The following is a 24,748-nucleotide window of genomic DNA, read 5'->3' on the forward strand; positions in this document are numbered from 1 at the left end:
CGCAAGTTCTTCAGTGGCCTCATGCTAATTCTGCGGCTCTTTTTTGCATGGTTTGGTCTTAAGGCATTGCGGAGAGAATGAAACGGCGTGCCGCCTTCTTAGAACAAATCGGATGGATATAAATACGGTATTTATCGATTAAGTATTGCACGATGAAGGATGCAGCGATTCCGGCCACGCCGAGATCCATGTGCTGACTAATTAGGGGCTGCTAATGGATAAGGGGTAAAGCGTTCCTTTCATACAGAAGGAGGTTTTGCCTGTCTCTTCCGATACCACGAGTACCAAGGCATCGCTGATTTCAGACAGGCCAATGGCTGCACGGTGACGGGTTCCGAGCTTACGGTCACCATAGGTTTTGGATGTTAAAGGCAACACGTTCGCGGCGGATATAATCATCTCTTTACGTACGAGCACAGCCCCATCGTGCAGCGGGCTGCCGGGAACAAATATGGATTCAAGCAAGGGACTTGTGATTTCTGTAGACAAGGGAATCCCTGGCGTCATTAACGAATCCAGACCATCTTCCCGTTGAATCACAATGAGTGCACCCCGTTTTTTTTGACTGAGATGATATATGGATTTCGCGATTTCTTGGTATTTGCTTGTGAAGGGGAAGAGAAAACAATTGAGATAATACGTTGATGAAATCGATTCAGCTTCCAAAAATTTAGTTCTGACAAGGTCTAACTCACCGAGCAGACATGAACTATCCTGGTCCAAATTGACGATGATATGCTGTAAATGTCTCGTGATATCTGAGAGCTGCTCCTTCAATTTGTTTTTCAGCGGCGTGAAATTGCAATCTTGATTTTGCATCCGATATCTTCCTCCTTATCATTGGTATCATTACCATTCGGGGATATCGATATTCTCTAAAGCTGGTGGAGTTTCACTTATAGTTAAACTCGGAAAATCCGATTTATTAGTAAAACTGATAAATGCTATAAGAACATTGTAATTGACCGGTCCAGGTAAGCTGTGATAGGTTCAAAGGAGAAATAAAATTAATTGTATCGTAATAGTAGGAATTAATAATGTGCGCTTTTGAGAGGTGGATATTGTTGGAACTTCAAGTAATGAACAGTCCTTTTAATCAGGAACAGGTGGAACTGCTGAACCGCCTACTGCCCACACTGACAGAATCCCAGCGGACCTGGCTCAGCGGATTTATCGCTGCATTACAGGGAACGGCAGCCGCAGCAGCAGTTGCGGCAGCACCACAAGCGAACACGTTAGCCGCTGTATCGGCGCCGGTGGCAAGAGCTGCTAAAGAAGTCACCGTCCTATACGGATCACAGACAGGCAATGGTCATGGATTATCGAAAAAGTTATCGAAGAAGCTGGAAGAGGTTGGCTTGCAGGTCACGATGTCTTCTATGAGCGATTTTAAACCGAACAATCTGAAGAAGTTACAGAATCTCCTGATTATCGTCAGTACGCATGGAGAGGGTGAACCACCGGATAATGCAATCCCATTCTATGAATTTTTGCATAGCAAGCGGGCACCTCAGGTAGACCATCTTCAATATTCCGTACTGGCGCTGGGGGATACCTCGTATGAATTTTTCTGCCAAACGGGTAAAGATTTCGACAAGCGGCTCGAGGAATTGGGCGGCAAGCGGCTGACGCCAAGAGTAGATTGCGATGTGGACTTTGATGAGTCGGCTGCAGAATGGATGAATCAGGTTCTTCTATCGTTGAACGAGGCTGGAGCCGGATCATCCGTTGATGAAAATGGGAGTGCGGTAGCCCTGAGCGATAGTACGGAATCGGAATTTTCGAGAAGCCATCCATTTCAAGCGGAAATCCTCGAAAATTTGAATTTGAACGGCAGAGGATCTGACCGTGAAACTCGTCATATCGAAATTTCTCTTGAAGGTTCGAATTTGCAGTATGAGCCGGGTGACAGCTTAGGAATCTATCCGGAAAATCACCCGCAGCTGGTGGATGATCTCATCGCTGCTATGGGATGGAATGCTGATGAAGTGGTTGTCATTAATAAGCATGGTGAAGCGCGAGCGCTTCGAGATGCCTTGCTCCGTCACTATGAAATTACGGTTCTCACGAAACCTCTGATCGAGCAAGTGGTTAAGATTTCAGGGAATGAAGGACTACAATCATTGCTGAAGCCAGGTCATGAGCAGGAATTGCGTACCTATATTGAGGAGCGGGATTTACTCGATCTGGTACAGGATTATGGTCTGCAGAAAGTGTCGGCAAGCGATTTTGTATCCATACTACGCAAGATTCCGGCCCGCCTTTACTCTATCGCAAGCAGCTCCAAAGCGTTTCCCGATGAAGTTCATGTTACCGTTCGAACGGTCCGTTATGAAGCACATGGCCGCCATCGCTACGGCGTATGTTCCGTACAATTGGCAGAGCGTCTGGAAGCTGGCGACTCGCTGCCGGTATACATTCAGCATAACCCGAACTTTAAGCTGCCTGAGAATCCGGACACTCCGATCATTATGATCGGACCTGGTACAGGCGTGGCACCTTTCAGAGCCTTTCTGGGGGAACGGGAAGAGACGGGGGCAGAAGGGAAATCATGGTTGTTCTACGGAGATCAGCATTTCTCAACGGACTTCCTCTATCAGATTGAATGGCAGCGTTGGTTGAAGGATGGAGTACTGACGCGTATGGATGTTGCTTTCTCTCGGGATACGGACCAAAAAGTGTACGTACAGCACCGCATGCTGGAGAAGAGCAAGGAGCTATATCAGTGGCTCCAAGAAGGAGCCTGCGTCTATGTTTGCGGCGATGAGAAGAAGATGGCTCATGACGTGCATTCCGCACTCGGGTCCATTCTCGAACAAGAAGGCGGCATGAGTCCGGAAGAAGCTGCGGAATATCTGACGCTCATGCAGCAACAGAAACGTTATCAGCGGGATGTGTATTGAGATCATCCCCGTGGTTTTCGAGAGGAGAAAAAGGAACATGTCTGATAATAATCTAGTATCACCCCATAGTGCGCCGCATAGTGATGTTGAGGACATCAAGCGTCGAAGCAACTATCTGCGTGGCAGTCTTGTAGAGACATTAGAGGATCGCATTACGGCATCGATTCCCGAAGACGATAACCGGCTGATGAAATTTCACGGCAGTTATATGCAGGATGACCGGGATTTACGTAACGAACGACACAAGCAAAAGCTTGAGCCTGCTTACCAGTTCATGTTGCGTGTTCGTGCCGCTGGCGGTGTCGTAACTCCGGAGCAATGGCTGATGATGGACCGTGTAGCCCAAAAGTATGCCAACGGAACGATTCGCTTGACCACACGCCAATCTTTTCAGCTTCATGGCGTACTGAAGTGGAATATGAAGAGCACCATTCAAGAAGTGAATGAAGCCATGCTTAGTACATTGGCTGCTTGCGGTGACGTCAACCGTAACGTGATGTGCAATCCGAACCCTTATCAATCCGAAATTCATTCGGAGGTATACGAATGGGCACGTATGCTTAGCAGTCATCTCGATCCGCGCTCGCGTGCGTATCATGAGATTTGGCTGGACGGCGAGAAGATTGTAGACAGCCTCCAGGAGGAGCAGGAGCCGATTTATGGGCCGGTGTATCTGCCGCGGAAATTCAAGATCGGGATGGCTGTGCCGCCTTCCAATGATGTTGATGTGTATTCCCAAGATCTTGGCCTCATTGCAATCATTGAGGAAGGACAATTGAAAGGCTTTAACGTTTCGGTAGGCGGTGGCATGGGGATGACACACGGTGATCCGTTAACCTATCCTCAAGTGGCAAAAGTCATTGGTTTCTGCAAACCCGAGCAGATCGTTGACTTGGCCGAGAAGACGGTGATGATCCAACGTGATTACGGAGACCGTGCGGTGCGCAAGCATGCTCGTTTCAAATATACGATTGATGATCGCGGAATCGATTGGTTTGTCAACGAGCTCACCAGCCGTCTGGGTTGGAAGCTGGAGGAGGCAAAACCGTTTCATTTTGATCATAATGGTGATCGCTACGGCTGGGTTAAAGGCAGCAATGGCAAATGGCATTTTACACTGTTCATCCAAAACGGGCGTGTGAAAGACGAAGCCGATTACCTGCTGATGACAGGCCTGCGTGAAATCGCTCAAATCCATAATGGAGATTTTCGTCTGACGGCCAATCAGAATCTGATCATTGCCAATATCAGCAGCCACAAGAAGAAAAAGATTGAAGAACTCATCAAACGTTACGGACTTATGGACGGTCATCATGATTCTGCCCTGAGAAGAAATTCCATGGCATGTGTAGCCCTACCGACATGTGGATTGGCGATGGCAGAATCCGAGCGATATTTGCCGACGTTATTGGATAAAATCGATGTCATTCTGGAAGAGAACGGACTTCGCGAAGAGGATATCGTCATTCGAATGACCGGGTGCCCGAATGGATGTGCCAGACCGATGCTGGCCGAAATCGCATTTATCGGAAAGGCGCCTGGCAAATATAACATGTACCTGGGTGGAGGTTTCTCCGGACACCGACTGAACAAGCTTTATAAGGAAAACATCGGTGAGGCCGAAATTTTGGATTCCCTTCGTCCCATCATGAAGCAATTTGAACAAGAACGCGAGCAAGGCGAGCATTTCGGTGACTTTGTTATTCGTGCCGGTTACGTGAAGGAAGTATTAGACGGGCAACAATTTCATGCATAATGATACTCAGTTATAAACAAACCGGAGTTCTTCTTGAGGAGAGCTTCGGTTTGTTTTGTTTATTGCACATGGGATTGAGATAATTAAAACCGTTTTGGGAGTTCGTCCGTCTTAACCCATAGAGCATCATATAGAGAGAGAAGGAGAGGAGATCATGATGGGCTCCCAAGCAGAGATGAAAAAGGTGGTACTGACAACAACGGAAGAAGAAACCGATTTTTACCAGGCTATTATGGAACACAAGGACACACTGATCCATATTGCTTACAGTTATTTGCGCAACCGATATGATGCCCTGGAAGCGGTGCAGGAGATGACGTGTAGAGCATGGGTCAAGCGTTCAACTTTAAAAGAAGGGAGAGCATTCAAAGCCTGGATCATCCGCATCTTGATCTATGTTTGTATTGACGAACAGAGACGCCGCAAGCGGGCTGTCACATTGCCTGATGATGAGCTGGAAAAAGCCATTGCTGAACCGGATTTTGGCGGGTTCAATCATAACAGGCTTGCTATGTGGCCCGTTCTGAAAAAGGTGAAGCCCAAATACCGACATGTGCTGCTGCTGAAATATTACAATGACATGACGCTGAAGGAGATCGCTGCGATCCTCGGCAAACCGGAGGGTACGGTGAAGACATGGCAGTACAAGGGGTTGGAGCATTTACGAAAATTAATGAATAATCGGGGGGAATGGCAAGATGACTAGTCCTGAAGAACAAGCAATGCTTGCCGAAGCGGCACAGATCCATCAGGAACAACGGCAGCAGCTTTATGCTATCGATACTACATACGCTATTCAGCGCGGGTTGGCGATGGGACGGACGCGCATGAAATCTCGAAATCATTATTTGAAAGTGGTTGCTATAACGCTCATAACGATAATGGTAGCCGGTTTGTCGCTGCTCAGTCCGATTAGGGACACCGTTACTCCACAGGCAGCCAAGGAGCAGACGTTGGACTGGGGAGCACTGAGCAAGTTTAAGGGAATGGACTACGATATCGATCAAAGTACATTGGAGACGGCGATAAGAAACCATTATATTCAAATGATCAATAAGTCGGCGAAGTCGGGGCCTTACCAGATTAATATCGATGCTGTTACAGCGGATGAGAACAAGTTAATATTGTTATATACAGCCAAGACGGATTCCAGCCAGGAGATCTATAATGTGAACAGCGTTAGAATGAAGGACGCGCAAACAGGCCGTTCTCTAGGGACTACCTCAACAATGGGAGGCTGGGAAGGTCAAAGCTGGCATGGACGTGGAACATTAGAGTTGGATCGCAACCAACCTTTCCCTAGCAGCATTGAAGTGGATTTTCAAATTGCATCCGTAGATCGTGGCAAACTGTCTGATCCCAAGACAGGAACGATCAAGTCAAAGATGAAGTACTCTGAGAAAATGAAAATTAAGTTCAACTTGGATCCGAAATTTGCTTCAATCAAAACGGAGACGTATAACCCAAATCAAACTTTCATGCTTGGCGATCATCAGATTGTGTTATCTGAGGTTGAGATTTCTCCGCTCATGACACGAGTCAGATTCGCTTACGATCCTGGGAAAAAAATTAATTTCAAAACGAAGCCTTTAATTAGCTTCATGGTACAACCATTCGAAATTGTATCGAAGACGGCCGATGGGCGAATTTATAAATTGTCCAACTTGTCAGGAAGCGGAACCGAGGATGGGTCTCAGTATACGTTCAGCAGCAATATGCTGGATGATCCAGAGTCTATGGTACTGAAGTTGTATCCTGAATCCCCTGCATCTTATGTATCTGAACAAGAAGTAGAAGCACATATGCTGGAGTTCAAAATAAAATAAGAGAATAAGAGCCGCCTCTTGAAATGTGTGAGGCGGCTCTTATTGTTGTTCATTGCTCCAATACGCCGGCTGTGCTCGTTTTCTTTTTAAACAATGGGATCAGCAGCGCCGAACCTGTCAGGAACAAGAGTGCGCTGGCCGCATAAACAGCGAACAGGGACAGTTGGTCTTTGAGCAATCCCCCCAGCGACATACCCAGCACCATCATTCCCATAAAGATCGGGGTCAGGGTCCCGCCAACCCGACCAATGTATGGCCCATCCGTATTGTTTAGGATCAAAGTATTGATTCCAATGTGGATGGAGGGATAAAAGAATCCGTTAAGCACAAGAAGCAGCAGCGTAAATATTATGCTGGTTGACCAGCCGATACCGAGGTTCCCGACAGCACTAACGGTCAGACCGAGCGCTAGTAAGGCTTGAGGGGTTATTTTCTTGGCAAATGCCATGACGAAGCCTCCTCCGACGAGCATCGCCGCCCCATTGACCGTTAACAGCCATTGCAAGAATGATTTATCCTGACCGAGATTCTCAATCGTCACAAATATCGCGAGCGGCTGAATTAGTCCGGCTGCCAAGCCAGCCACGGCAAAGGTCACGCCCAGTGTTCGGAGCGTTTGATTATTCCATACATAACGAAGTCCTTCGATAAGCTCTTGTTTCAGGTTCTGCTGCTTGGATTGTGTCTCTTCCTGCAAATCACGAGGCAGCAAAGTCAGAATCAATCCAGAACCCAGGAATAACGCGCCTGTTGCGATCAGCGATATTTCAATGCCGAACCTTTGATATACAAATGCACCTGCGATCGGGCCGATGACCATAAAGAAGGCAACCATGGATTGAAACATGGCCATCACGGATTGCAGCTGCTCAGCGGGTACATGCTGTTTGAACAGCTTCATCGCTGAAGGCTGAGAGAATTGTGACAAGGCGGCTGAGAAGAATGTGAGTACCAGCAATGCCTGCCACGACCCGTTATGAACGGCAATCAGCACGAGAAATACCGATATCGCAGACAATGCATCAGAACTGACCATGGTACGCTTAGGTCGCCAGCGGTCCGCGAAAGTGCCGCCGATGAAGGCAAACAAGAAAATCGGCGCAAATTCAGCTACGGATATGAGGGATACATACACAGGGTTATTGCCTGTCAAGTCGGTAACGTATAGCAGAATGGCAAAGTTACGAACCCAAATGCCAAGATTCAAGAGAACGCGTGACAAGACAATCGTTCGAACATAGGGATTATTAAGCAAAATGAAGGTGTCTCCTTTCGGGATCTGTACTTAACAGATCGGATATCGTAAAAAACAAGCGAATGCGCATTTCGTTGTTTAATACATAGACATAATATTATTTTGTCTATAATTTATCAACTGTTTTTTTATTTCATCTGCTTTTTGCTCGCGAAAAAAAGCGCTTCCCGCATTTGTTCATGAGCAGGAAGTGCCTTTGAGACATTCGAAGAGGGCAGCACCAAGACCAGCACGAACAAGACTTGCAATAGCCGGAGGTTCGTCAACCCAGCATACATATCTGGGGGCAATTCCAGCCTCCTTCAAGAATTTATCGTTCATTTGTTGGAATATAAAACCTTCCTTATAGCCAATAAAAGTTTTATCCTTCAATTCATCCAAGTTAATGGGTGTATGGTCAGCGAGGCTGTGCCCTTGGGGCATGGCATGGGAAAGATAATCTTACTCGTCGGCGATCATCACGGATTGATGATTACGGGGATGTGTCTATTTTCCGGATATACGCTCTTAACCTTGTTCAAGGGACTTAATAGAGATATAATGGACAGGGGTATTTATTGAATACCGGCTACAGATTCAATGATGAAAGAGAGCGGAAATGTATGGGCCGTAAATGGAATAATATTAAGGAAAAGAAAGCATCCAAGGATGCTAATACAAGTCGCGTATACGCGAAATTCGGTGTAGAAATCTATGTTGCTGCCAAAAAAGGCGAGCCGGATCCCGAGTCCAACCGTGCGCTGAAGGTTGTTCTTGAGCGTGCCAAAACATACAATGTGCCGAAAGCCATTATTGACCGTGCCTTGGATAAAGCCAAAGGCAGCGGGGATGAGAATTATGAAGAGCTGCGCTATGAAGGTTTTGGTCCGAATGGTTCGATGATCATTGTTGACGCTTTAACCAACAACGTCAATCGTACAGCGCCTGCTGTACGTTCTGCCTTTAATAAGAACGGCGGCAATATGGGCGTCAGCGGTTCAGTATCTTATATGTTTGATCCAACCGCAGTAATCGGCGTTGAAGGTAAGTCGGCTGAGGAAGTTATGGACCTGCTGCTCGAGGCCGATCTGGATGTCCGTGACATCCTGGAAGAGGAAGAAGCGGTGATCGTCTATGCCGAACCCGACCAGTTCCATGCGGTTCAGGAAGCATTCAAAGCCGCTGGAATTACGGAGTTTACCGTTGCCGAGCTTACCATGCTGGCTCAAAATTTTGTCACCTTACCGGAAGAAGGACAGGTACAGTTCGAGAAGCTGATCGACGCATTGGAAGACCTCGAGGATGTTCAGCAGGTATATCACAACGTAGAATTTGAGGAGTAGGATACAAGAATCCATTAAACTCAGTGTTTAGAAGCTCTTACTGCTGATTCAAACATGGGTAGATATCCGAATTTCACCGTTTTTCTCAATCAGCGATGGTATACATTTTGTTGATTGATGAAATTTATGATGATGTACGTTTTTCCAGAAGTGCTCGCTAGTTTAACTCACTTTTTGTATGAAATAACTATACAAGGAGTGAGTTTTTTATGTTATTAGAGGATGTTTACAAAGAGTTTCTATTTGATTTGGAGATCAAGAATTATAGTATCAGAACTATAAAAGGTTACAGAAATAATAACAGAGCCTTCCTAAATTTCTTAATTAATGAGTTTGAAGTTACTGATGTGGAAGAAGTTAATACTTCCCATATCAAGGCCTATCTAAGGAACTTAAAAGACAAAGGTTTATCTGAAACCTACATCAATGGGATACAAAAAAACATTCGTTCGTTTTTCCGTTTCAATGTTGAAGAAGGATATATTGCTGAAAAAAGAAATCCTGTTCTAGGTCTGAAGTGGATGAAGGAACCAAAGGTTCTAATTCAGACTTTCAATGATGATGAAGTGAAGAGAATGATCGGTGCATTCAAAGGTGATTATTATTTGAGTTTACGAAACAAGTTGATTCTAATGTTCTTTGTAGATCTAGGAATCAGGAATCTGGAGCTTTGTACTCTGGATACGCTTGATGTGAGAGATAGTGTTATAAAGATACATGGGAAAGGAAACAAAGAAAGAAATTTGTACATTTCACCTTTTCTTAAAAAGTACATCATTAAATACGAGCGAGTGAAAGAAGCGTACTTCAAAGATAAGCTGATGACGGATTCAAATTTTTTCTTGTCTCAAAATGGTAGGATTTTAACTGTTACAGCTATCGAAGTGATAGTCAAAAAAGCGGGAGAAGAAGCCAATATCCGTGAGCATATTCGTTGCAGTCCCCATACACTTAGACATTACTATGCTCAAAAACAATTAAGATTAGGATTGGATGTTTACAGTCTTAGTAGATTATTAGGACATGAGTCGACTGTTATCACTAATCGTTATCTACAGTCAATTCAAGATGAGCAGATACTTGAGTTGGCAAAGACAACCAGCCCGTTAATGAACTTATAGATCATTCATGAGTCTTGAGAAAGCGAATGTTAGTAGATGAACAGGGAAACTGTTCAAGAATACTTCAGGTATTTTCATGTCAGGTATGAGTGCTTTTCAATTACTATAAGATATGTTGCTATGTGGGGAAATGAATTGAGGGAACAGAATACAAAATTCGCTGCTTTGAGGATTCATTGTAGCCTTTGTTGCTATCCTACATAACAAACATGAAATCACCTTAAAATAGTTTGTTAGAGGCTGGCTCGATATGGGTAGAGAGCTTTGATTATAATTTATATAAGCACTTCATAAAAGTTAGTTATATTGTTGTTATGACGAAATAGTGTTAATGTTATATTATTAAGAACGTTAGTTCGGGAGGAATAACTTTGGCAACTTTGCTGGATAAAACAACGATAGATAGAAATCAGACTGAGTTAATACGTACTGCCCAGTATCCTCGTTTGAGATATATGGGATCAAAATATAAGATAACACCATATATAATATCAATTTTGGAACAATTGGAATTTGAAACTGCATTAGATGCGTTCTGTGGTAGTGGTGTGGTATCTTATACATTAAAAGAGATGGGTAAGAAGGTAACAGCAAATGACTTTTTAAATTTCCCTTCAACAATAGCTAGAGCAGTAATCGAGAACTCCACGGTTAGGTTGAATCCCCAAGATGTTGAAGAACTGCTTAAACCCAATATTGATGGTAGAAGGTTTATTCAAGATACCTTCGGTGGACTTTATTTTCCAATTGAGGATCATCAGTTCTTGGACTCTTTGTGGTCGCACCTTCCAAAATTCGATGAGTACAAGCGTTCTATTGCTCTTAGTTCTATTTGTTTGGCTGCTGCAAGAAAACAACCAAGAGGAGTTTTCACAATCACAGATTTCAGATATGATGATGGAAGACGTTCCCTTCGAACTCCATTAAAGGAACTATTTATAGAAGCTGTCGAAGAGTACAATGATACAATTTTTGATAATGGTAAGCAAAATAAAGCAACGTGTAAGGATGTATTCGACATTGACGCTACCCAATTTGATCTTGTATATCTTGATCCTCCATATGCGCCGCCTAAAGATGATGCTGATTACATCAAGAGATATCATTTCCTTGAAGGGCTATCTGTCTATTGGCAGGATATGAAAATCATGGAACATACAAAGACGAAAAAGATTGAGAAGCGATTTACACCCTTTGCCTATAAACGTACAATTCATGATGCACTAAGGAGATTATTTGATAAGTTTAAGGATTCAATCATTGTAATGTCGTACAGTTCAAACTCTATTCCAAATGAGGAAGAGTTGTACGCATTGCTAAAAGAAGTGAAGAGTGATGTTGAAGTTTATTCTGTACCCCATAAATACTCCTTTGGTACGCATGAAACTGCTTTGAGAAGGCAAGTCGAAGAACTCATCTTTGTTGCGAAATAAAGGTGGATTAACTTTAAAATGACAGCATCAAGTTTCGAATTGTTCAGAGATTCTTTAAGTAACTTGGATAAAGTTGCGCCACGTAAGGATTCACAGATGGTCCAAAGCATTAATGAAGTTTTGGTGGAACTTCGAAATACGGGAGACATAACACGAGAAAGTCTGGCGCGTTTTGTTAAGGTATTCCCTGATACAGTTCCATTAATTGCCACTACAGGTGGTTTAGGACAAGAACAGCTCAAAAATCAGTTGCGCTTTAAGTTTAACACAACTGCTTGGCTGAGCTTGGCTAAAAAGTCCCCAAGCGACCTTATTGACTTTTTAGATACTGAATTTGACGTAGTAAATCAACTTAAACGCGAATTAACAAAAGAGTGGACTTATAGTGATGTTTTAGTAGAACGCCACTTATGGTCTAAAAAGCAAGGAGCATCTTCTGTCGGTAGGGGAAGAAAGATTGAAGATGAAGTAGAAAAAATAGCTAAAGAATTAGGGCTGCCATACGCAATGAGAACGCGGTTTAAAGGGAGAGCAAATGAAACTGCCCCGTGCGATCTTGCGATTCCAGGTGGTATGGATGAGGCTCAAATTGTTATTGGTATGAAAGGCTTTAACAGTACAGGAAGTAAACTAACCGACGCTGTTGTTGAGGTTGAAAAGATGGCTTCAGTTCGCCTACCTAATCAATATGTCTTTGCTGTAATAGATGGAATTGGGTGGCTTTCTCGACAATCGGATTTGCGCAGAATATTTGCCTTGTGGGAAACAAAACAAATTGATGGCGTATATACTTTGGGACATATGGAGCGGTTAAGAGAAGATATAAAAAATGCAGCACATCGTTTAAATTTACTTTAGCTTATAATTCATTGCCAACAATTAATCGGAGTTCTTAACAGACAAGCCTACGAGGAGGACAAGCGAACTTTCAAGGAAATGTATCTGTCGCTGGTGAACTTTGAAGCTTGTTCAACTTAAAAACGAGGGAATAATCAGCGGAGATGAGTTTGAATCACAGAAGAAAAAGTTGATAGGTTAATTGGGGGGCCAGATGTGGATTATTCCATTTCTGGTCTTTTTTGATTAACTCATAGAATAATTATATCGCAAAAATAATAATTAATTTTAGAAAGGTCTTCGCCAAGCTGTTGCCCAACCGTCTGAGTTGGTATGTGGCGCATCTTGCGCCCTTCAACTTCACAGTAGGGTTGAGATCGTGTCACGTATGGTTATACGCTCGTTGGTAGGCTCTAACACAGGAATGATAGTTGTAGTGAGCGGAGGGCTTAAAGCATTACTGGAAGGGCTATGGCAGTGGTGTGGTATATATCTAACTTAACATCGATAAATTTTTACTCTTCATCAACAATCCTCTGTTTTAAATACTCTTCCTTTGTTCCATCACAAATACCTAAATCTAACTCCAAATGGAACAGATAATCTTTAATGGCTTCATGCTGTTCGTCCGTCAGCACAATATCTTTGCTTTGATACCACTTTAACGGAGATACCAAGCAGAAATCTTTAGGGATAAATACCCTTCGCTTTTAACTTACTCCAAGTTCAGCAAGTGACTTATCGGAAATCATACTTCTTCCTCCTTTCCAGTGGAAAGTGTTGAAATTAAATGTTATTGGCAATAGCTTAAAAAAGTATTAATAATATACAAAATATTGGTTTATGTGTAATTAGTTGACAATATTTGAATGGTGCTATATTCTTTGATTGATTAGTATTAGGTGGGGTGAGGGGCATAAAAACCAGAATGCAAAGACTAACTCCTAAGAAATATCCATATCAAAGAATCTCAGAAGAAAGAATGAAGACGATGCAAGACATACTATTCAATCAAAAAATTTTAACTGTATACTGCGACTTTTCAGGTAATAACAAGACAAATTATCTTGGTATAGCGGCTTGCTTTGTCGGAAACGGGAACACATTTGTGGAATCAACAAGGATTTACGGAAGGAATCCAAAGGAAACTGCTCTTGGAGAGCTTCTAGCTGTTTTCTTTGCGGTTAAAACTCTTCCAGTGATTCTAGAAAGATATAGAGTCTTTCTGAATAAACCTACGAAAATTTACATTTACTCAGACTACGTCCAAATTGAAAATATCCAATCAATTGACTTTAAGAAACAGGAGTATATCAAAGTTACTTCGGAACTGATTGCAAATCTAAACCAACTTCGTGAAAGGTTTAACTGGTGTGATATAAGCATCAAATATTTAGGTGAAGAGAAGAAGCAAAACATTTACCATAAAGCGGCTCATAGAGCATCGAGGAAAGCGTAGAAAAACTAAAGCTCAAAGGAATTGATACAACAACATGGACAAGAACTTGAATGAACACAACACTCTTATTAAAAAGCAAAGAGCTAATGTTAGTGGTCAAAATTCAGAAGCAAGAGTGTTACATCTTCCTGCCACACTTGAAGGCTATGAATGGAGAAGGATACTTTTAGAGGATTTCAAATCAAAAAGCGCTATATATAATTTTGAACTGAATGGTGATGAATTTATTGGCCATTTCATTCCTCTAAGCTGGGGACATGGAGGAACGTATAAGGGTAATCTTATTCCTGTGAATGGTTTTGAAAATATGAGACTTAGTAATAGGAATCCACTCAAATACATAAAAGAGCCAAGAAACCATCCGACTATTAAATATCTTGCTGAACAAAACGAACTTACTACAGATGAATACATCTCATTTGTAAACTGGTGCGATAAGAATAGGCGGACTCGGAAAGAATGTAGGGCTTATATCGGTACTTATTCATCGATTGATGTTTGGAAAAGTCAGCGTTCTAGGAATTAATCTAAGAGTTAATTTTGCGATTAGATTGCTAAAAGAGAGGCTTAGTAACTCATGAAATGGAACAGACATGAAAAGATGATGGCAAAGGAAAAGAAGTTCTTGATGAAATGAAGTGGAAAGATTATCTTTTAATAAATCAATCTCTGATGAAGAGAGAAGAGCGCGTTGGGAAAGAGTCTACGTGCAAGTAGAAGAAATGCAAGCATTGCGTAATATTCAGTCTGTGACTACAAAAGCACGGATGTCGTTCCATTGGACACTACAAATAATCGAATAGAGAAGTTGGAGAAGATGATTGAGGAAACTAAAATTGAGTTGAACAAGCAAGCGAAACTTGAAAGAGAATTGTTGAGATTAAAGTCATAGTTTCTTGGAGCTAATGGAAATTAGAGAGGATGTTTGCTATGCAAATTACCATTGAAGAAAATTGCCAAATGTACATATACCTCAAGGACAAATCAAAGCATCAGCACAAAAGTTCTCTTTCAGATGTAAAATGCAAATTGCTGTATGACTCGAACGATAACTTTATCGGGATAAACATTATGGACCAACGATCTGACACAGGGGCGAGCATTGTACTGCCAGAAGTTGGAGCGATCGAGTTTCCAGTCCATAATGCTTTGGTAAAGCAAGATGAGGATGGTATTGTAATTCTCTTCGATCAAAACTCGAAAGTCTATAAGGAAGTTGAGGATGAATGCATTCTTGATCTGTGCGCTGCTGGCATTACAGGAATAGAACCAATGCCATTTACTCATATTGGAGGTAAGAATATTATCAAGCCATTTATCATAAGGGATGTTCAGTGATGAAACTTACAAGTTATAAAGAAACCAGCGAAGACTATTTTGATCTTTATGGTGAAAAATACACATCAAAAATATTAGAATTGGAGAGGACAATTAACTCTAGAATTAACAGACCTTGTCATTTTAATGTTTTTGGGTTTGAGGCTGGCTTAGGTAAGAGCAGAGAGACTAATAGAATTGTTGATGAAACCTTTGATGACTGGAACAATTCGAATAAGTTTCTAATTGTAAAGCCATTTAAGAAAGATGTAATCGATACAGAGGAATACTTCAAACATCGGAATCACGGTATGCGACCAAATGTTGTGGGAATAACATCTGATAATGCACATGAGTGGGAAGAAAATTGTGAACGTTTACGAGATATTAGAGTAATCATTATTACCCATCAACGTTACAAAAACTTATGTTTAAAAGACGAACTCAGAAATGCCTATTCTATGGATAGGAATGTGTTGATTATTGACGAAAAGATCAATTTCCCTGTATTCACGTTTTCGAAAAATATATACGATGAAGTTAGAAGCATACTTGGCATATCCATTCAAGCTGATCTTGATAAGGTGTGTGATAAGTTATTACGCGAAATCCAAAAACATTCAATCGAAAAGCACCAATCTAGATGCATTCGATGTGAACCAAAAATAAATCCAAGAACTCTTGAAAATTTCATGAGGCTAATGGAAGTTAATGTTAAGTCTATACCTGAAATGAAGCACCGAAATATTGTCGAAAACTTCATTGAAGGACTGGCATCTTGGTACAGTAATAAGTGTATTTACAATAGCGGGAATATTTCTACCAATAATCCAAAGCATATTTTGTGGGGACTTGAGAATAACATTATTCTCGATGCTGGAGCAGCAATAGATGGTATATACAAAGTTGCCTACAATCGATTCACTCTATTAGGGCAAGACAGAATTGTTGACCATAGCAAAAGTTTATTTCACATTGTTGATTTCAATAGTAGTAAAGAGAAAATTAAGTATAACAAAAATGAATACTTTTCAGAGATCAGTGAGAGAATTAAACAGCATCACAAGATAGATGACAAGACTTTGATTATTTGTCATAAGGAAAGTGCAAGCGCGATACAGTTTGAGTTGTTAAAGCTTGGTATAACTTCAATTGGTGTGGGCGATGATTATACAAATCAAGAGTACGCAATAAACTGGTTCAATAACTTAGTTGGAAAGAACCTGTATTTTGACTTTACCAAGTGCTGGATTATTGGAACTCCAAATCTATCTTATGAAAAATATCCAATTCAGTACAATCTTTATTCAGAGAATGGTCTAGGGAAGAGATCATTAGCCACTGTTAAAGGAAGGTTCGTAAATCCTGAACTTAATCTTGTACAAGTGGGCTTTATAGCCGCAGAGATATACCAAAGTATGAAACGCATACAGCGAAATTCCACTCCTCAAGGAGAGTTTTTCCTTGTAAATAGCGACTCTGAGATCATATCCGCTGTAATTGGTCAGATAAAGGGGATAGTAAGAGGGAAATCAATAAAGCTTGATTTTACTAGGAACGGAAATACGGCAAAAGAGCCAGATAATGTGGATAAATTCGTTGAGTATATTACTGCTAAAGAAAGAGGGGTTTATGGGAAGAAGCAAATATTGTCGGACATAAAAGTATCTAATTTTTCTCGAATAGCAAAAGATGAACGAGTCATAGATTTAATCCAAACCAACAAAATACGAATACACAATAAATATGTTGAAGTTTTGTAAACACATTTGTTGATCTGCTCATGTCATCATCCTAACTTATTATATAGAGAGCGTGATGACTTTGATGATTGTTCATGTGAAATGCTGATGTTTTATTAAGACAATTTGAGATAAGTTAGAGCAAAGTTTGGATAAACTCTGTGATTATAATGATTAATGGGGGTGCTGAAACCATCTGATTGAGTTGTTTCCGCTGGCGCTCCAAAACTCAATCACCTGCCGCACCACCCCCAGAGTGCGCAAGCGCACTCTCCCCCTCACGGCAAAATGTTAATATAATAGAACTGTAAGTTGTGGTATAAACATAATGAAAAGAGGGAAATGTGTGAAACATTTAATGAGGCAGTCGATTCTGATTTCATATTTGTAGAAGGAGATGTAGCGAAGATAGTTAAAGTTACATAATTATTGGTAGCGACAAGACAGTGAACGAATATACTATCCAGCACCGCGCCGCCTGTTATCTTAGCGATAGGATACATGAACAGTCGCGCTGAAAAAAACTGAATTTTGTATCGCTGGAGCGATAGGATTCTCAAAGGAATATTCTTAGAGAAATGTAGTAATAAAATATCAAGCCAATCCCGTAACAATGCATTTTCCTATGGGATTGGCTATTTTGTTTGAACTGTGATCTAAGCCGCATTAGGTAACAGTTTTCTGTACAAGGGGAGGGGGTAGGTAAATATCAAAACGGTTTTTTGGTTTTTGGAAAATGCAGCATTCTGTCCTACCACGACAGGCTTAGTGTTTCAGAAAATAATATTCAGTATGAGATATTGTGAGACGTTATCTCATAAAGTGAGAGATTGTTCATAAGGTTTTAACCATTTAAACTAAATTAGATAATATTATTGATAAATTGAAATGGAAAACAACAATGTTTTTTTGTAAATAGTAAATATTATTATTTACAATCAGGTCGATGGTGTGGTATACTAGAAGTAAGAGGAATAATTAATCAAATATTTTGTAAGCGTTTACATAAATAGCTTTATAAATATGAGTAAAAGGAGATTTTACAGAGAAATGGATAGATTTAAGGATGAAAAAAGCATCAAAACGCAGGTACAGCGAACGCAAGCAAGAATTGATAAAAAAGAGAGTGGTCAATTGGAGTTTCAGAGAGGAGAAATTTTGCAGTGGGATAGCAGAAGAACTAAGATCAGGTGAGTTGGGCAAGGACTTATCTAATGACGAACTGGTTGAAATGATAGCATTATTACTAATGTCTTGCAAAAACTCAATAGTACGTGTAAATGATAAAAGAAAAAAAACCTATTATCAAAAACCCCGTCAATTCACAGATAAGTATGTAATGTTAAGTGAAATCATTCACAAAAAGAGATTTTTGAAAGATTGGGTACAGCAATTCAAAAAATATAAGGAGCATGATATGAACTTAGAGCATCGTCCCACATTAGGAAGAATTGACAGTGATAAAGGGTATTTACTGAATAATATTGAGGCTCAGGCATATGGGGAGAATACTGCTCAAATGATGATCGAGCGACGCTCACAACCATGTGTAGCGCTTGTAGCTAGTAGGAGTGGGGAAACTGGCATCGTAATCGAATCGCCTAGTGCCGCGAATTGCATAGCCAGAATTAATGAATTAATGGGGCTTGGTTTATCTAGGAGTAGCTTTAAAGGGAATTTGAGTGAGGGAATATCTCGATTGGATGGTAATGATTCCATTTCCATTATCAGCCGCGACAGGCTGCTTGCTGAGCCTGTGGTGATTGACATGGGAGTGACAATGCATAATGTTGTTGACGATGTAAGCGTGAGGCTGGCTGTTTTGCCTGAAATTTCAGAGTATGGTTGCCAGAAAGTGCGATTGCAACTGGATGATCTAGGCATTGTGTATGCTGATTTCGTTGAGGAAGATACAGCCACAAGAAATCAATAATTCAATAATAAAGGAAGAGAGCGTAATATGAGTTTGTGTTTTAGCTATTTTGACGAGGACAAAATATTTGTAGCCGCAGATAGTCGTGTAAGTGTATCAGTTAATGGAGTATTCTATTTTGTCACTGACAAATACAAGAAGATCAGAAGAATTTGAGATAAGGTGATCTTTTTCAGCGGTGACGTTGATCTTGCTGAGTGGATATTCAACAGTGTGAACGAAAGAAGTACATTAAAATCTATCGAACAATCAATGCAAGACAACGTTCATGAATTTAATATGAAATGTGCTAGCGATGATTCTGGATTCGTAATGAAGATATTGTTGATGGAATAAGGTAAGCCTGCGTATTATTTTATGAATAGTCAGGATTTGAAGCTTCGAAAGCAAGGCAGCAGTAAAGGGCAAATTTATTCTATGGTTGCAAATCAAGGTGAAGCATTGGCACATTGTCTAAAGATTAGAGAACAATTCGAAGGAATAGATGAAGCAATTTATAGGTCTTTCGAATATGTAGCTGATGAAACTGTAGGAGGGACTTTGTACTGTTACATTATCTCGAATGATGGAATAGTGGAAGGTCAAGGAAAAATCAAAGATAATAAACCACTCAGAACATATAAAGAAAGAGTATTTCCTCATCATTTTGATCTGAGAGGCAATTTGGCTGCATCAAATGTGAATCTAAGTGGTAATATCAATATGACAGGGGGAAGTATTAGCTGGGCGAATGTCGGTAAGCCAAGCTATACTGCAAGCGAAGTAGGCGCAAGGAGCAACAACTGGTTGCCTACTCCTGCTGAAATTGGAGCAGTTTACAATAACCAGACCGCAGTATTTAATGTACTCACAAATAATGGAGTAAATCAAGGGCTATACATGAGTGGTGGTAATCTCTATATAAATGCCTCATACTTTAAATCTGGTTTAATAAGTGCCTCACTTATTGATACGACAAATTTAGCCGCGCAGAAGATATATCAACAAGGTTATCCCAGTAACTATGCTATTATTGGCGGAAAGTACGGTGATTTACAGCTTTTTTATCAGGGTAATAACTATTTTACCGTTTACAACGATATTGATAGTGTGACACTGAGACATAGAGGAAGAGGGCATCTGAGATTCTCCAGTTCAACAGGTAATAGTCATCCGCTTGGAAAGTGGGATTTTAGCGGAGCGACTGTATCAGGGTTAAATACAGTTGCGGTATTTGGATAGTTAATTGGAATATAGTTGGGGACAGTCATCAGGGCTGTCTCTTTTTGTTGTAAATTGACCGTAAAAGCTGTAAAGTCCAGATGAAACATGGTAACATTTAACTAATGGCATTGCTTTGTATAGGTTAAAAGGATTATATCCATCGAAATGAACCCAAAGGTGATAAAGACATATGGAAATAGATTTTACGAAGTATCTTCCTGTAGCAGCCGCTATTCTATCAGCTACTCTTGGTTATATGTTCGGTAGTAGAACTAAAAAGAATGATAGGTTGATTCAATTTACTCAAGAAAATCTTAAAGAAGTCTTTAGTCCCATGTATCATGAAATGCAGAAGATAATTGCAGATTCAGTAAAACCTAAAGATAGAGAATCGATGCTTGATACATTCTTTGAGAGATATATTGGGAATGATACTTCCATTTATAAATTGGGGAGCTTAGAGTTATTGGACACGTTTTATGAATTGAGCGACAGGTATGGACAATTCAAATTATCACGTGATGAAGGACTTTGGAAAGATATTTGGTGGGAGTTTGAAAACAATCTCTTCTTTAAAGTAAAAGAAGGCTATAGAAACTCAACTGATTTACTGTATCGTGATTTCAGATGGCAGCAGTATATTCAAGCTAAACCATATTGGCTGAAAGCTTACTTTGAATCGATGAGGTTCTTGTTCGAGACTGTAAAAGGGATAAATGTAATCTCTGCATTATTGGTTTATTTTTCTGGTTGCTTTAAATTACTTGGACTTGGATTATTTCCAAAAGATTTTTGGATTTTTAGCCTCATGATACTCGGATTAAGTGTATTGGCTACATTCGTATTGAGGTTGCCCAATATGCAGTATATTTCTCTAACATCAAATTCAAAGAAAAACTTCCTAAGACAGGTTGCTAAAAAGGTGATTCCTGCACTGGTTGTTAAGTGGGATAACCTTTTTATTAAGAAGGATTATGATAAAGTACCCAAAATGCATGAGAAACGTTTTTTTGAAGATTGAGTAGGTTTAAGAATGGCAATAGAACCATATCGATAATTTAAGGATGAAAACCCATGTAATGGGAGGTTTAAAATGTGGGATGAAAGATTATATATATCGCCAAACTATATTATTGATGACTATCGTAGTCTTAATTTGAATATGAACAGTAGTGATGATGATTGGAATACAGCAATTAATATTCTGGTTGACAGAATTAATGGATGAATTAATGGACGCTATCTTGATGTAATAAAAGAACTGCTGAAATCTGAAAATAGGAGTAAAAGTGTATACTTTGGAAATAGTTTTAGCGTTATGGCAATAGCCTGTCTTATTATTGAGACATTACAGCAGTTTCAAATTGGAGTAAATTCTACGAACAAGCTTAACAGTCTAGCTTTCGTTGATTTTTTATGAGAAGCCAAAGGTTTAAGCATGAATTTAATGAAAATCTGGCTAAGAAATTCTATCAGGACATTCGTTGTGGTATTCTACATCAAGCTCAAACAAAAGGAAATTCACAATTGTCGTATACTAGTAGTGTTATGGTTGAACGCATACACAATGGGATTAGGGTTAATGTATTGATGTTTTCAGAGGCTCTAATAAAAGAGTTTGAAGATTATATTCGTTTACTTGAAATTGGTAATAGGCTTGCCAGAGAAAATTTTTTAAAGAAGATGCAATTTATTGTTGATCCAAATGACAGATCGCCTAAACGTGGTTATGGTTTAAGGTTTTAAACAACAACATATAGTAGGTGAATGAAAATGAACAAAGACGCTTTTGTTAATATCGGTAGCGATTCTATAATAATTCTTGATACAAGTGCTATTCTTGATATATTCAGGTATTCAATTACGAGCAGCAAAAGGATACTGCTTTTTTTGAAGCAGTATGCAGATTTTATATGGATTCCTGCGCAGGTTAAAGATGAGGTATTAAGGAATATAGGTACTGTAAAATCGGAACATATCAACAAATATAAGAATCTTTCTAAGATTCTGGTCAGAGAAGTGGAAAACCTTCATAATACTTTACAAAGTAAAATGGTTAATTATAAGAAATATAATTTCTCTGGCATAGATACTATCGAAGAGAAATTTAAACACAAGTTTGATGAATTGAAAAAAACAATTCATGATTACAAAAATGAATTAGTTGAAGAAGAGGAAGTGTATAAAGACTTCATCTTAAAAGAGGCAGAAAGTTTTGTGCTTTCTATTTTAGAAAGTGAGCAGGTAGGGGAAGCTTTTAATATTGCTGAATTATTAGAGATAATAAAAGAAGGTGAACTTAGATATAGGTATAACATTCCACCTGGCTATCAAGATCAAGAAACGAAAGAAGGTATCAGGAAATTTGGGGATTTAATTCTTTGGAAACAATTATTGAAGAAAGCAGAGACTACAGACAAGGAGATTTTCTTTATACTTAGTGATACAAAAGAAGATTGGTTTGTTAAAGATGATATTGGTTCAAATGAAAGCGTCAGAGCAGAACTTATGCAAGAATTTTTTCATATAACAAACAGAAAGAATCTATATATAACATCTATGAGTAACTTTATTGATACAATAAATTCAGATTCTGATAAAGATTTACTAGTTGATTTGCGAAAAGAAAGACTATTGAATCGTATTTCAATAGATAAATATAATGAAATTTTATATGAGTGCATTGAGACAATAGATGGCGATGACTTGATTGATTATCTTTCAAATGCAATAAAATACAAAATAGATGATGTAGAATTAATGGGAATTGATGATTTGAAAATAAATGAAATAAGTGTTCAAAATAAAGAGAGAGTCTACGTCTATAATGTAATAATAAATTTTGTTACAAGATTTGATTGTAATTCACATTACGATACACATAGTTCTAACGGAACTATTGTTTGCGACACTAGTTGCAATATATCATTAGTAAGAAATCAAGATTCGTCTGAGAAAGAGTTTTTAGAAACACTACTTGAAAATTCAGAAAATGTTTTTAGGATTAATTCTTTGACTTTTAAAAACGAGGAATACATTTGGTCTGGAGACTCTGACCCAGTAAGAAAAATAAGAACTTATCAAAGAATATACCAGCAATCTCCTTATACAACATGTCCTTTATGCAATGAAGATATTGATATTTTAAATGACGCTGGTAATGGCTTTTGTACATCTTGTTCGAGAACAAAAGATATTTAAAAATGTTGTGTATGCGCATGAATGATGACTTAACAATCTTTGTGTAATGTTATCAAATCCGAATTTTAACCAATAAGAGGGGCGAGTATCAATGCATTCAGACGCTCTTCAGCACAGTTCTGTGGTGCTGTAATGAACAACAGGTAATGTAGTTGTTTGTTAAGAGAGTGAGCCGCGTTAGCCTAGCAGGGAAAGGTTGAAAATGAACAGCACTTAGTTCAAGCGACTAAGTGCTGTTTGTATGCGTCCCGTTGGTGTCAAAGGTGTTAAACATATCATTGAGAATACGATAAGACATGCTTACTTCATGTATGTTCCTGCTGTGTAGCAATACGGGGGCTTAAACTGCGCAATAGTGTAGGTGGAGACCAGGCCCTGCTCGCGCATGATTCGGCCAATACGGCGTCTGGACACGATGAGTCCTTGTTCCTGGAGCTTGGTTTTGATCTTTCGTGTACCGTAGGCTTTGCGATTCTTTTGGAAGTTATCCACAATCGCCTTTTTTAACACATCTTCATTCGGTCGTTCTTTGACTTCATAATAGTACGTACTTCTTACGATTTACAGGACATTACACAATGCTGATACCGAGTATTTATCAAGATTATTCCGAATAATAGCTACTTTCGTCCCATGATCAGCGCTGCTTGCTTTAGAATATCTACCTCCATCTTCAGACGGTGGTTCTCTTTTCGAACGTTATCATTTCGGTTTCTTCTAATGAACGATTATCCTTTCCTTAAAGGAATCCGGTGTCTGAGCTTGGTTGATCCAGCGGTCTAAGGCAGACGCTGTGAGGCCGTATTCCTCCACAATCGCCGCTCTGGATTTCCCATTTTCATAGAGTTGCACCATTTGGTTTTTAAATTCAGAGGTGAAGGTTCGCCGTTGTTATTTTGACATTGTAGAGATCCGCTCCTTAGCATGATAGGTTTATTTCACAAGCCCTTATTTTTTCTGTCCAACTAAGTGTAGACGATCCATTACGTGTTCAATATATAATCTTATGTTTTTAAATTGTCTAGAGGTGTTGATAGTGGGAAAATTAGACAGGAGATGATATAGTCTAAATAGGTCTTTTGTAATATTGGCTTACAAAAATATATATTGGAGGAGACTTATGGAGAACATAAAAATTCAGATAGGTAATTGTTATGGAATCAATAGATTCGAGTATTCTTTTGATTTTATAGGCAACAAGTCTTGTCATGTTATTTATGCTCCCAATGGAGTAATGAAAACATCCTTTGCCAATGTATTTGTTGACTACATGAATAACGTTGAATCTAGAGATTTGGTTTATACAAATAGAGTGTCTACAAGAAAGCTATCAGATTTTAGTGGCAACGATATTGACAGAGAATCATTATTCGTAATTAGACCATATGAACGCAGTTTTAAATCAGAAAAAATGTCAACTTTACTAGGGCGTGTATGCAA

Annotated in this window: 23 protein-coding genes and 1 pseudogene; 18 read left to right on the forward strand and 6 right to left on the reverse strand. The window is 39.7% G+C overall.

Annotated elements, in window-relative coordinates:
- Positions 1–58: 58 nt before the first annotated feature.
- Complete coding sequence (locus tag J7E85_RS24500) at positions 59–190, reverse strand: dihydrofolate reductase family protein (RefSeq protein ID WP_215162429.1); 132 nt, start codon at positions 188–190, stop codon at positions 59–61.
- 11 nt (positions 191–201) lie between these two features.
- Positions 202–819 carry a sporulation-specific diadenylate cyclase CdaS gene (cdaS, locus tag J7E85_RS24505; RefSeq protein ID WP_215162430.1) on the reverse strand — a complete coding sequence of 206 codons (618 nt, stop codon included), beginning with the start codon at positions 817–819 and terminating at the stop codon, positions 202–204.
- A 245-nt stretch (positions 820–1,064) separates the two neighbouring features.
- Here cdaS and J7E85_RS24510 point away from each other — a divergent pair, with 245 nt between their 5' ends.
- From J7E85_RS24510 to J7E85_RS24525, 4 genes are all read left to right on the forward strand, one after another.
- Positions 1,065–2,903 carry an assimilatory sulfite reductase (NADPH) flavoprotein subunit gene (locus J7E85_RS24510; protein WP_215162431.1) on the forward strand — a complete coding sequence of 613 codons (1,839 nt, stop codon included), beginning with the start codon at positions 1,065–1,067 and terminating at the stop codon, positions 2,901–2,903.
- 37 nt (positions 2,904–2,940) lie between these two features.
- Positions 2,941–4,659, forward strand: coding sequence for an assimilatory sulfite reductase (NADPH) hemoprotein subunit (gene cysI, locus J7E85_RS24515; RefSeq protein ID WP_215162432.1), 1,719 nt, complete (start codon positions 2,941–2,943; stop codon positions 4,657–4,659).
- A gap of 154 nt (positions 4,660–4,813) precedes the next feature.
- Complete coding sequence (locus tag J7E85_RS24520) at positions 4,814–5,365, forward strand: RNA polymerase sigma factor (protein ID WP_251036019.1); 552 nt, start codon at positions 4,814–4,816, stop codon at positions 5,363–5,365.
- Positions 5,358–6,485, forward strand: a complete 1,128-nt coding sequence (locus J7E85_RS24525) for a DUF4179 domain-containing protein (protein WP_215162433.1) — start codon at positions 5,358–5,360, stop codon at positions 6,483–6,485. Before J7E85_RS24520 ends, J7E85_RS24525 begins: the two co-directional genes overlap by 8 nt.
- Positions 6,486–6,534: 49 nt before the next feature.
- On the opposite strand, the gene J7E85_RS24530 is transcribed toward J7E85_RS24525, so the two are convergent.
- Both J7E85_RS24530 and J7E85_RS24535 read right to left on the reverse strand, forming a co-directional pair.
- On the reverse strand, positions 6,535–7,740 hold the full coding sequence (locus J7E85_RS24530) for an MFS transporter (protein WP_215162434.1): 1,206 nt from the start codon (positions 7,738–7,740) through the stop codon (positions 6,535–6,537).
- A gap of 177 nt (positions 7,741–7,917) precedes the next feature.
- On the reverse strand, positions 7,918–8,163 hold the full coding sequence (locus tag J7E85_RS24535; protein WP_215162436.1) for a LysR substrate-binding domain-containing protein: 246 nt from the start codon (positions 8,161–8,163) through the stop codon (positions 7,918–7,920).
- Positions 8,164–8,342: 179 nt separating this feature from the next.
- On the opposite strand from J7E85_RS24535, the gene J7E85_RS24540 reads away from it, so the two are divergent.
- The 4 genes from J7E85_RS24540 to J7E85_RS24555 all read left to right on the forward strand — a co-directional run bounded on the left by J7E85_RS24540 (position 8,343) and on the right by J7E85_RS24555 (position 12,474).
- The gene (locus J7E85_RS24540; protein ID WP_076321809.1) at positions 8,343–9,062 is read left to right on the forward strand and encodes a YebC/PmpR family DNA-binding transcriptional regulator; all 720 of its coding nucleotides are present in this window, start codon (positions 8,343–8,345) and stop codon (positions 9,060–9,062) included.
- A gap of 209 nt (positions 9,063–9,271) precedes the next feature.
- Positions 9,272–10,183: a tyrosine-type recombinase/integrase gene (locus J7E85_RS24545; RefSeq protein ID WP_215162438.1), complete on the forward strand. Its 912-nt coding sequence runs from the start codon at positions 9,272–9,274 to the stop codon at positions 10,181–10,183.
- 371 nt (positions 10,184–10,554) lie between these two features.
- Positions 10,555–11,616, forward strand: a complete 1,062-nt coding sequence (locus J7E85_RS24550; protein ID WP_215162440.1) for a DNA adenine methylase — start codon at positions 10,555–10,557, stop codon at positions 11,614–11,616.
- 18 nt (positions 11,617–11,634) lie between these two features.
- Positions 11,635–12,474: a hypothetical protein gene (locus tag J7E85_RS24555; RefSeq protein ID WP_215162442.1), complete on the forward strand. Its 840-nt coding sequence runs from the start codon at positions 11,635–11,637 to the stop codon at positions 12,472–12,474.
- A 494-nt stretch (positions 12,475–12,968) separates the two neighbouring features.
- On the opposite strand, the gene J7E85_RS34660 is transcribed toward J7E85_RS24555, so the two are convergent.
- On the reverse strand, positions 12,969–13,091 hold the full coding sequence (locus J7E85_RS34660; protein WP_285228848.1) for a hypothetical protein: 123 nt from the start codon (positions 13,089–13,091) through the stop codon (positions 12,969–12,971).
- A gap of 269 nt (positions 13,092–13,360) precedes the next feature.
- Here J7E85_RS34660 and J7E85_RS24560 point away from each other — a divergent pair, with 269 nt between their 5' ends.
- From J7E85_RS24560 to J7E85_RS24600, 9 genes are all read left to right on the forward strand, one after another.
- Complete coding sequence (locus J7E85_RS24560; RefSeq protein WP_215162444.1) at positions 13,361–13,912, forward strand: hypothetical protein; 552 nt, start codon at positions 13,361–13,363, stop codon at positions 13,910–13,912.
- A gap of 34 nt (positions 13,913–13,946) precedes the next feature.
- Positions 13,947–14,438 (forward strand): hypothetical protein, encoded by a 492-nt coding sequence (locus J7E85_RS24565; protein ID WP_215162446.1) that lies wholly within the window; start codon positions 13,947–13,949, stop codon positions 14,436–14,438.
- A gap of 404 nt (positions 14,439–14,842) precedes the next feature.
- On the forward strand, positions 14,843–15,250 hold the full coding sequence (locus J7E85_RS24570; RefSeq protein ID WP_215162448.1) for a hypothetical protein: 408 nt from the start codon (positions 14,843–14,845) through the stop codon (positions 15,248–15,250).
- The gene (locus J7E85_RS24575) at positions 15,250–16,992 is read left to right on the forward strand and encodes a hypothetical protein (protein ID WP_215162450.1); all 1,743 of its coding nucleotides are present in this window, start codon (positions 15,250–15,252) and stop codon (positions 16,990–16,992) included. The genes J7E85_RS24570 and J7E85_RS24575 overlap by 1 nt, the downstream gene beginning before the upstream one ends.
- A gap of 1,045 nt (positions 16,993–18,037) precedes the next feature.
- Positions 18,038–18,904 (forward strand): hypothetical protein, encoded by an 867-nt coding sequence (locus J7E85_RS24580; RefSeq protein ID WP_215162452.1) that lies wholly within the window; start codon positions 18,038–18,040, stop codon positions 18,902–18,904.
- Positions 18,905–19,261: 357 nt separating this feature from the next.
- Positions 19,262–20,125, forward strand: a complete 864-nt coding sequence (locus tag J7E85_RS24585) for a hypothetical protein (RefSeq protein ID WP_215162454.1) — start codon at positions 19,262–19,264, stop codon at positions 20,123–20,125.
- Between the two features lie 172 nt (positions 20,126–20,297).
- Positions 20,298–21,128 (forward strand): hypothetical protein, encoded by an 831-nt coding sequence (locus tag J7E85_RS24590; RefSeq protein ID WP_215162456.1) that lies wholly within the window; start codon positions 20,298–20,300, stop codon positions 21,126–21,128.
- Between the two features lie 395 nt (positions 21,129–21,523).
- Positions 21,524–21,853, forward strand: a complete 330-nt coding sequence (locus tag J7E85_RS24595) for a hypothetical protein (protein WP_215162458.1) — start codon at positions 21,524–21,526, stop codon at positions 21,851–21,853.
- A 27-nt stretch (positions 21,854–21,880) separates the two neighbouring features.
- Positions 21,881–23,308, forward strand: a complete 1,428-nt coding sequence (locus J7E85_RS24600; protein WP_215162460.1) for a PIN-like domain-containing protein — start codon at positions 21,881–21,883, stop codon at positions 23,306–23,308.
- Between the two features lie 336 nt (positions 23,309–23,644).
- Here J7E85_RS24600 and J7E85_RS34260 read toward each other — a convergent pair.
- Positions 23,645–24,196, reverse strand: a pseudogene (locus J7E85_RS34260) (IS3 family transposase); the annotation flags it as partial.
- 232 nt (positions 24,197–24,428) lie between these two features.
- On the opposite strand from J7E85_RS34260, the gene J7E85_RS24615 reads away from it, so the two are divergent.
- Positions 24,429–24,748 (forward strand): hypothetical protein (locus J7E85_RS24615; RefSeq protein WP_215162464.1); only part of this gene is annotated, 320 nt, incomplete at its 3' end.

It is taken from the genome of Paenibacillus sp. ISL-20 (assembly GCF_018613005.1).
Lineage (GTDB): Bacteria > Bacillota > Bacilli > Paenibacillales > Paenibacillaceae > Paenibacillus_AQ.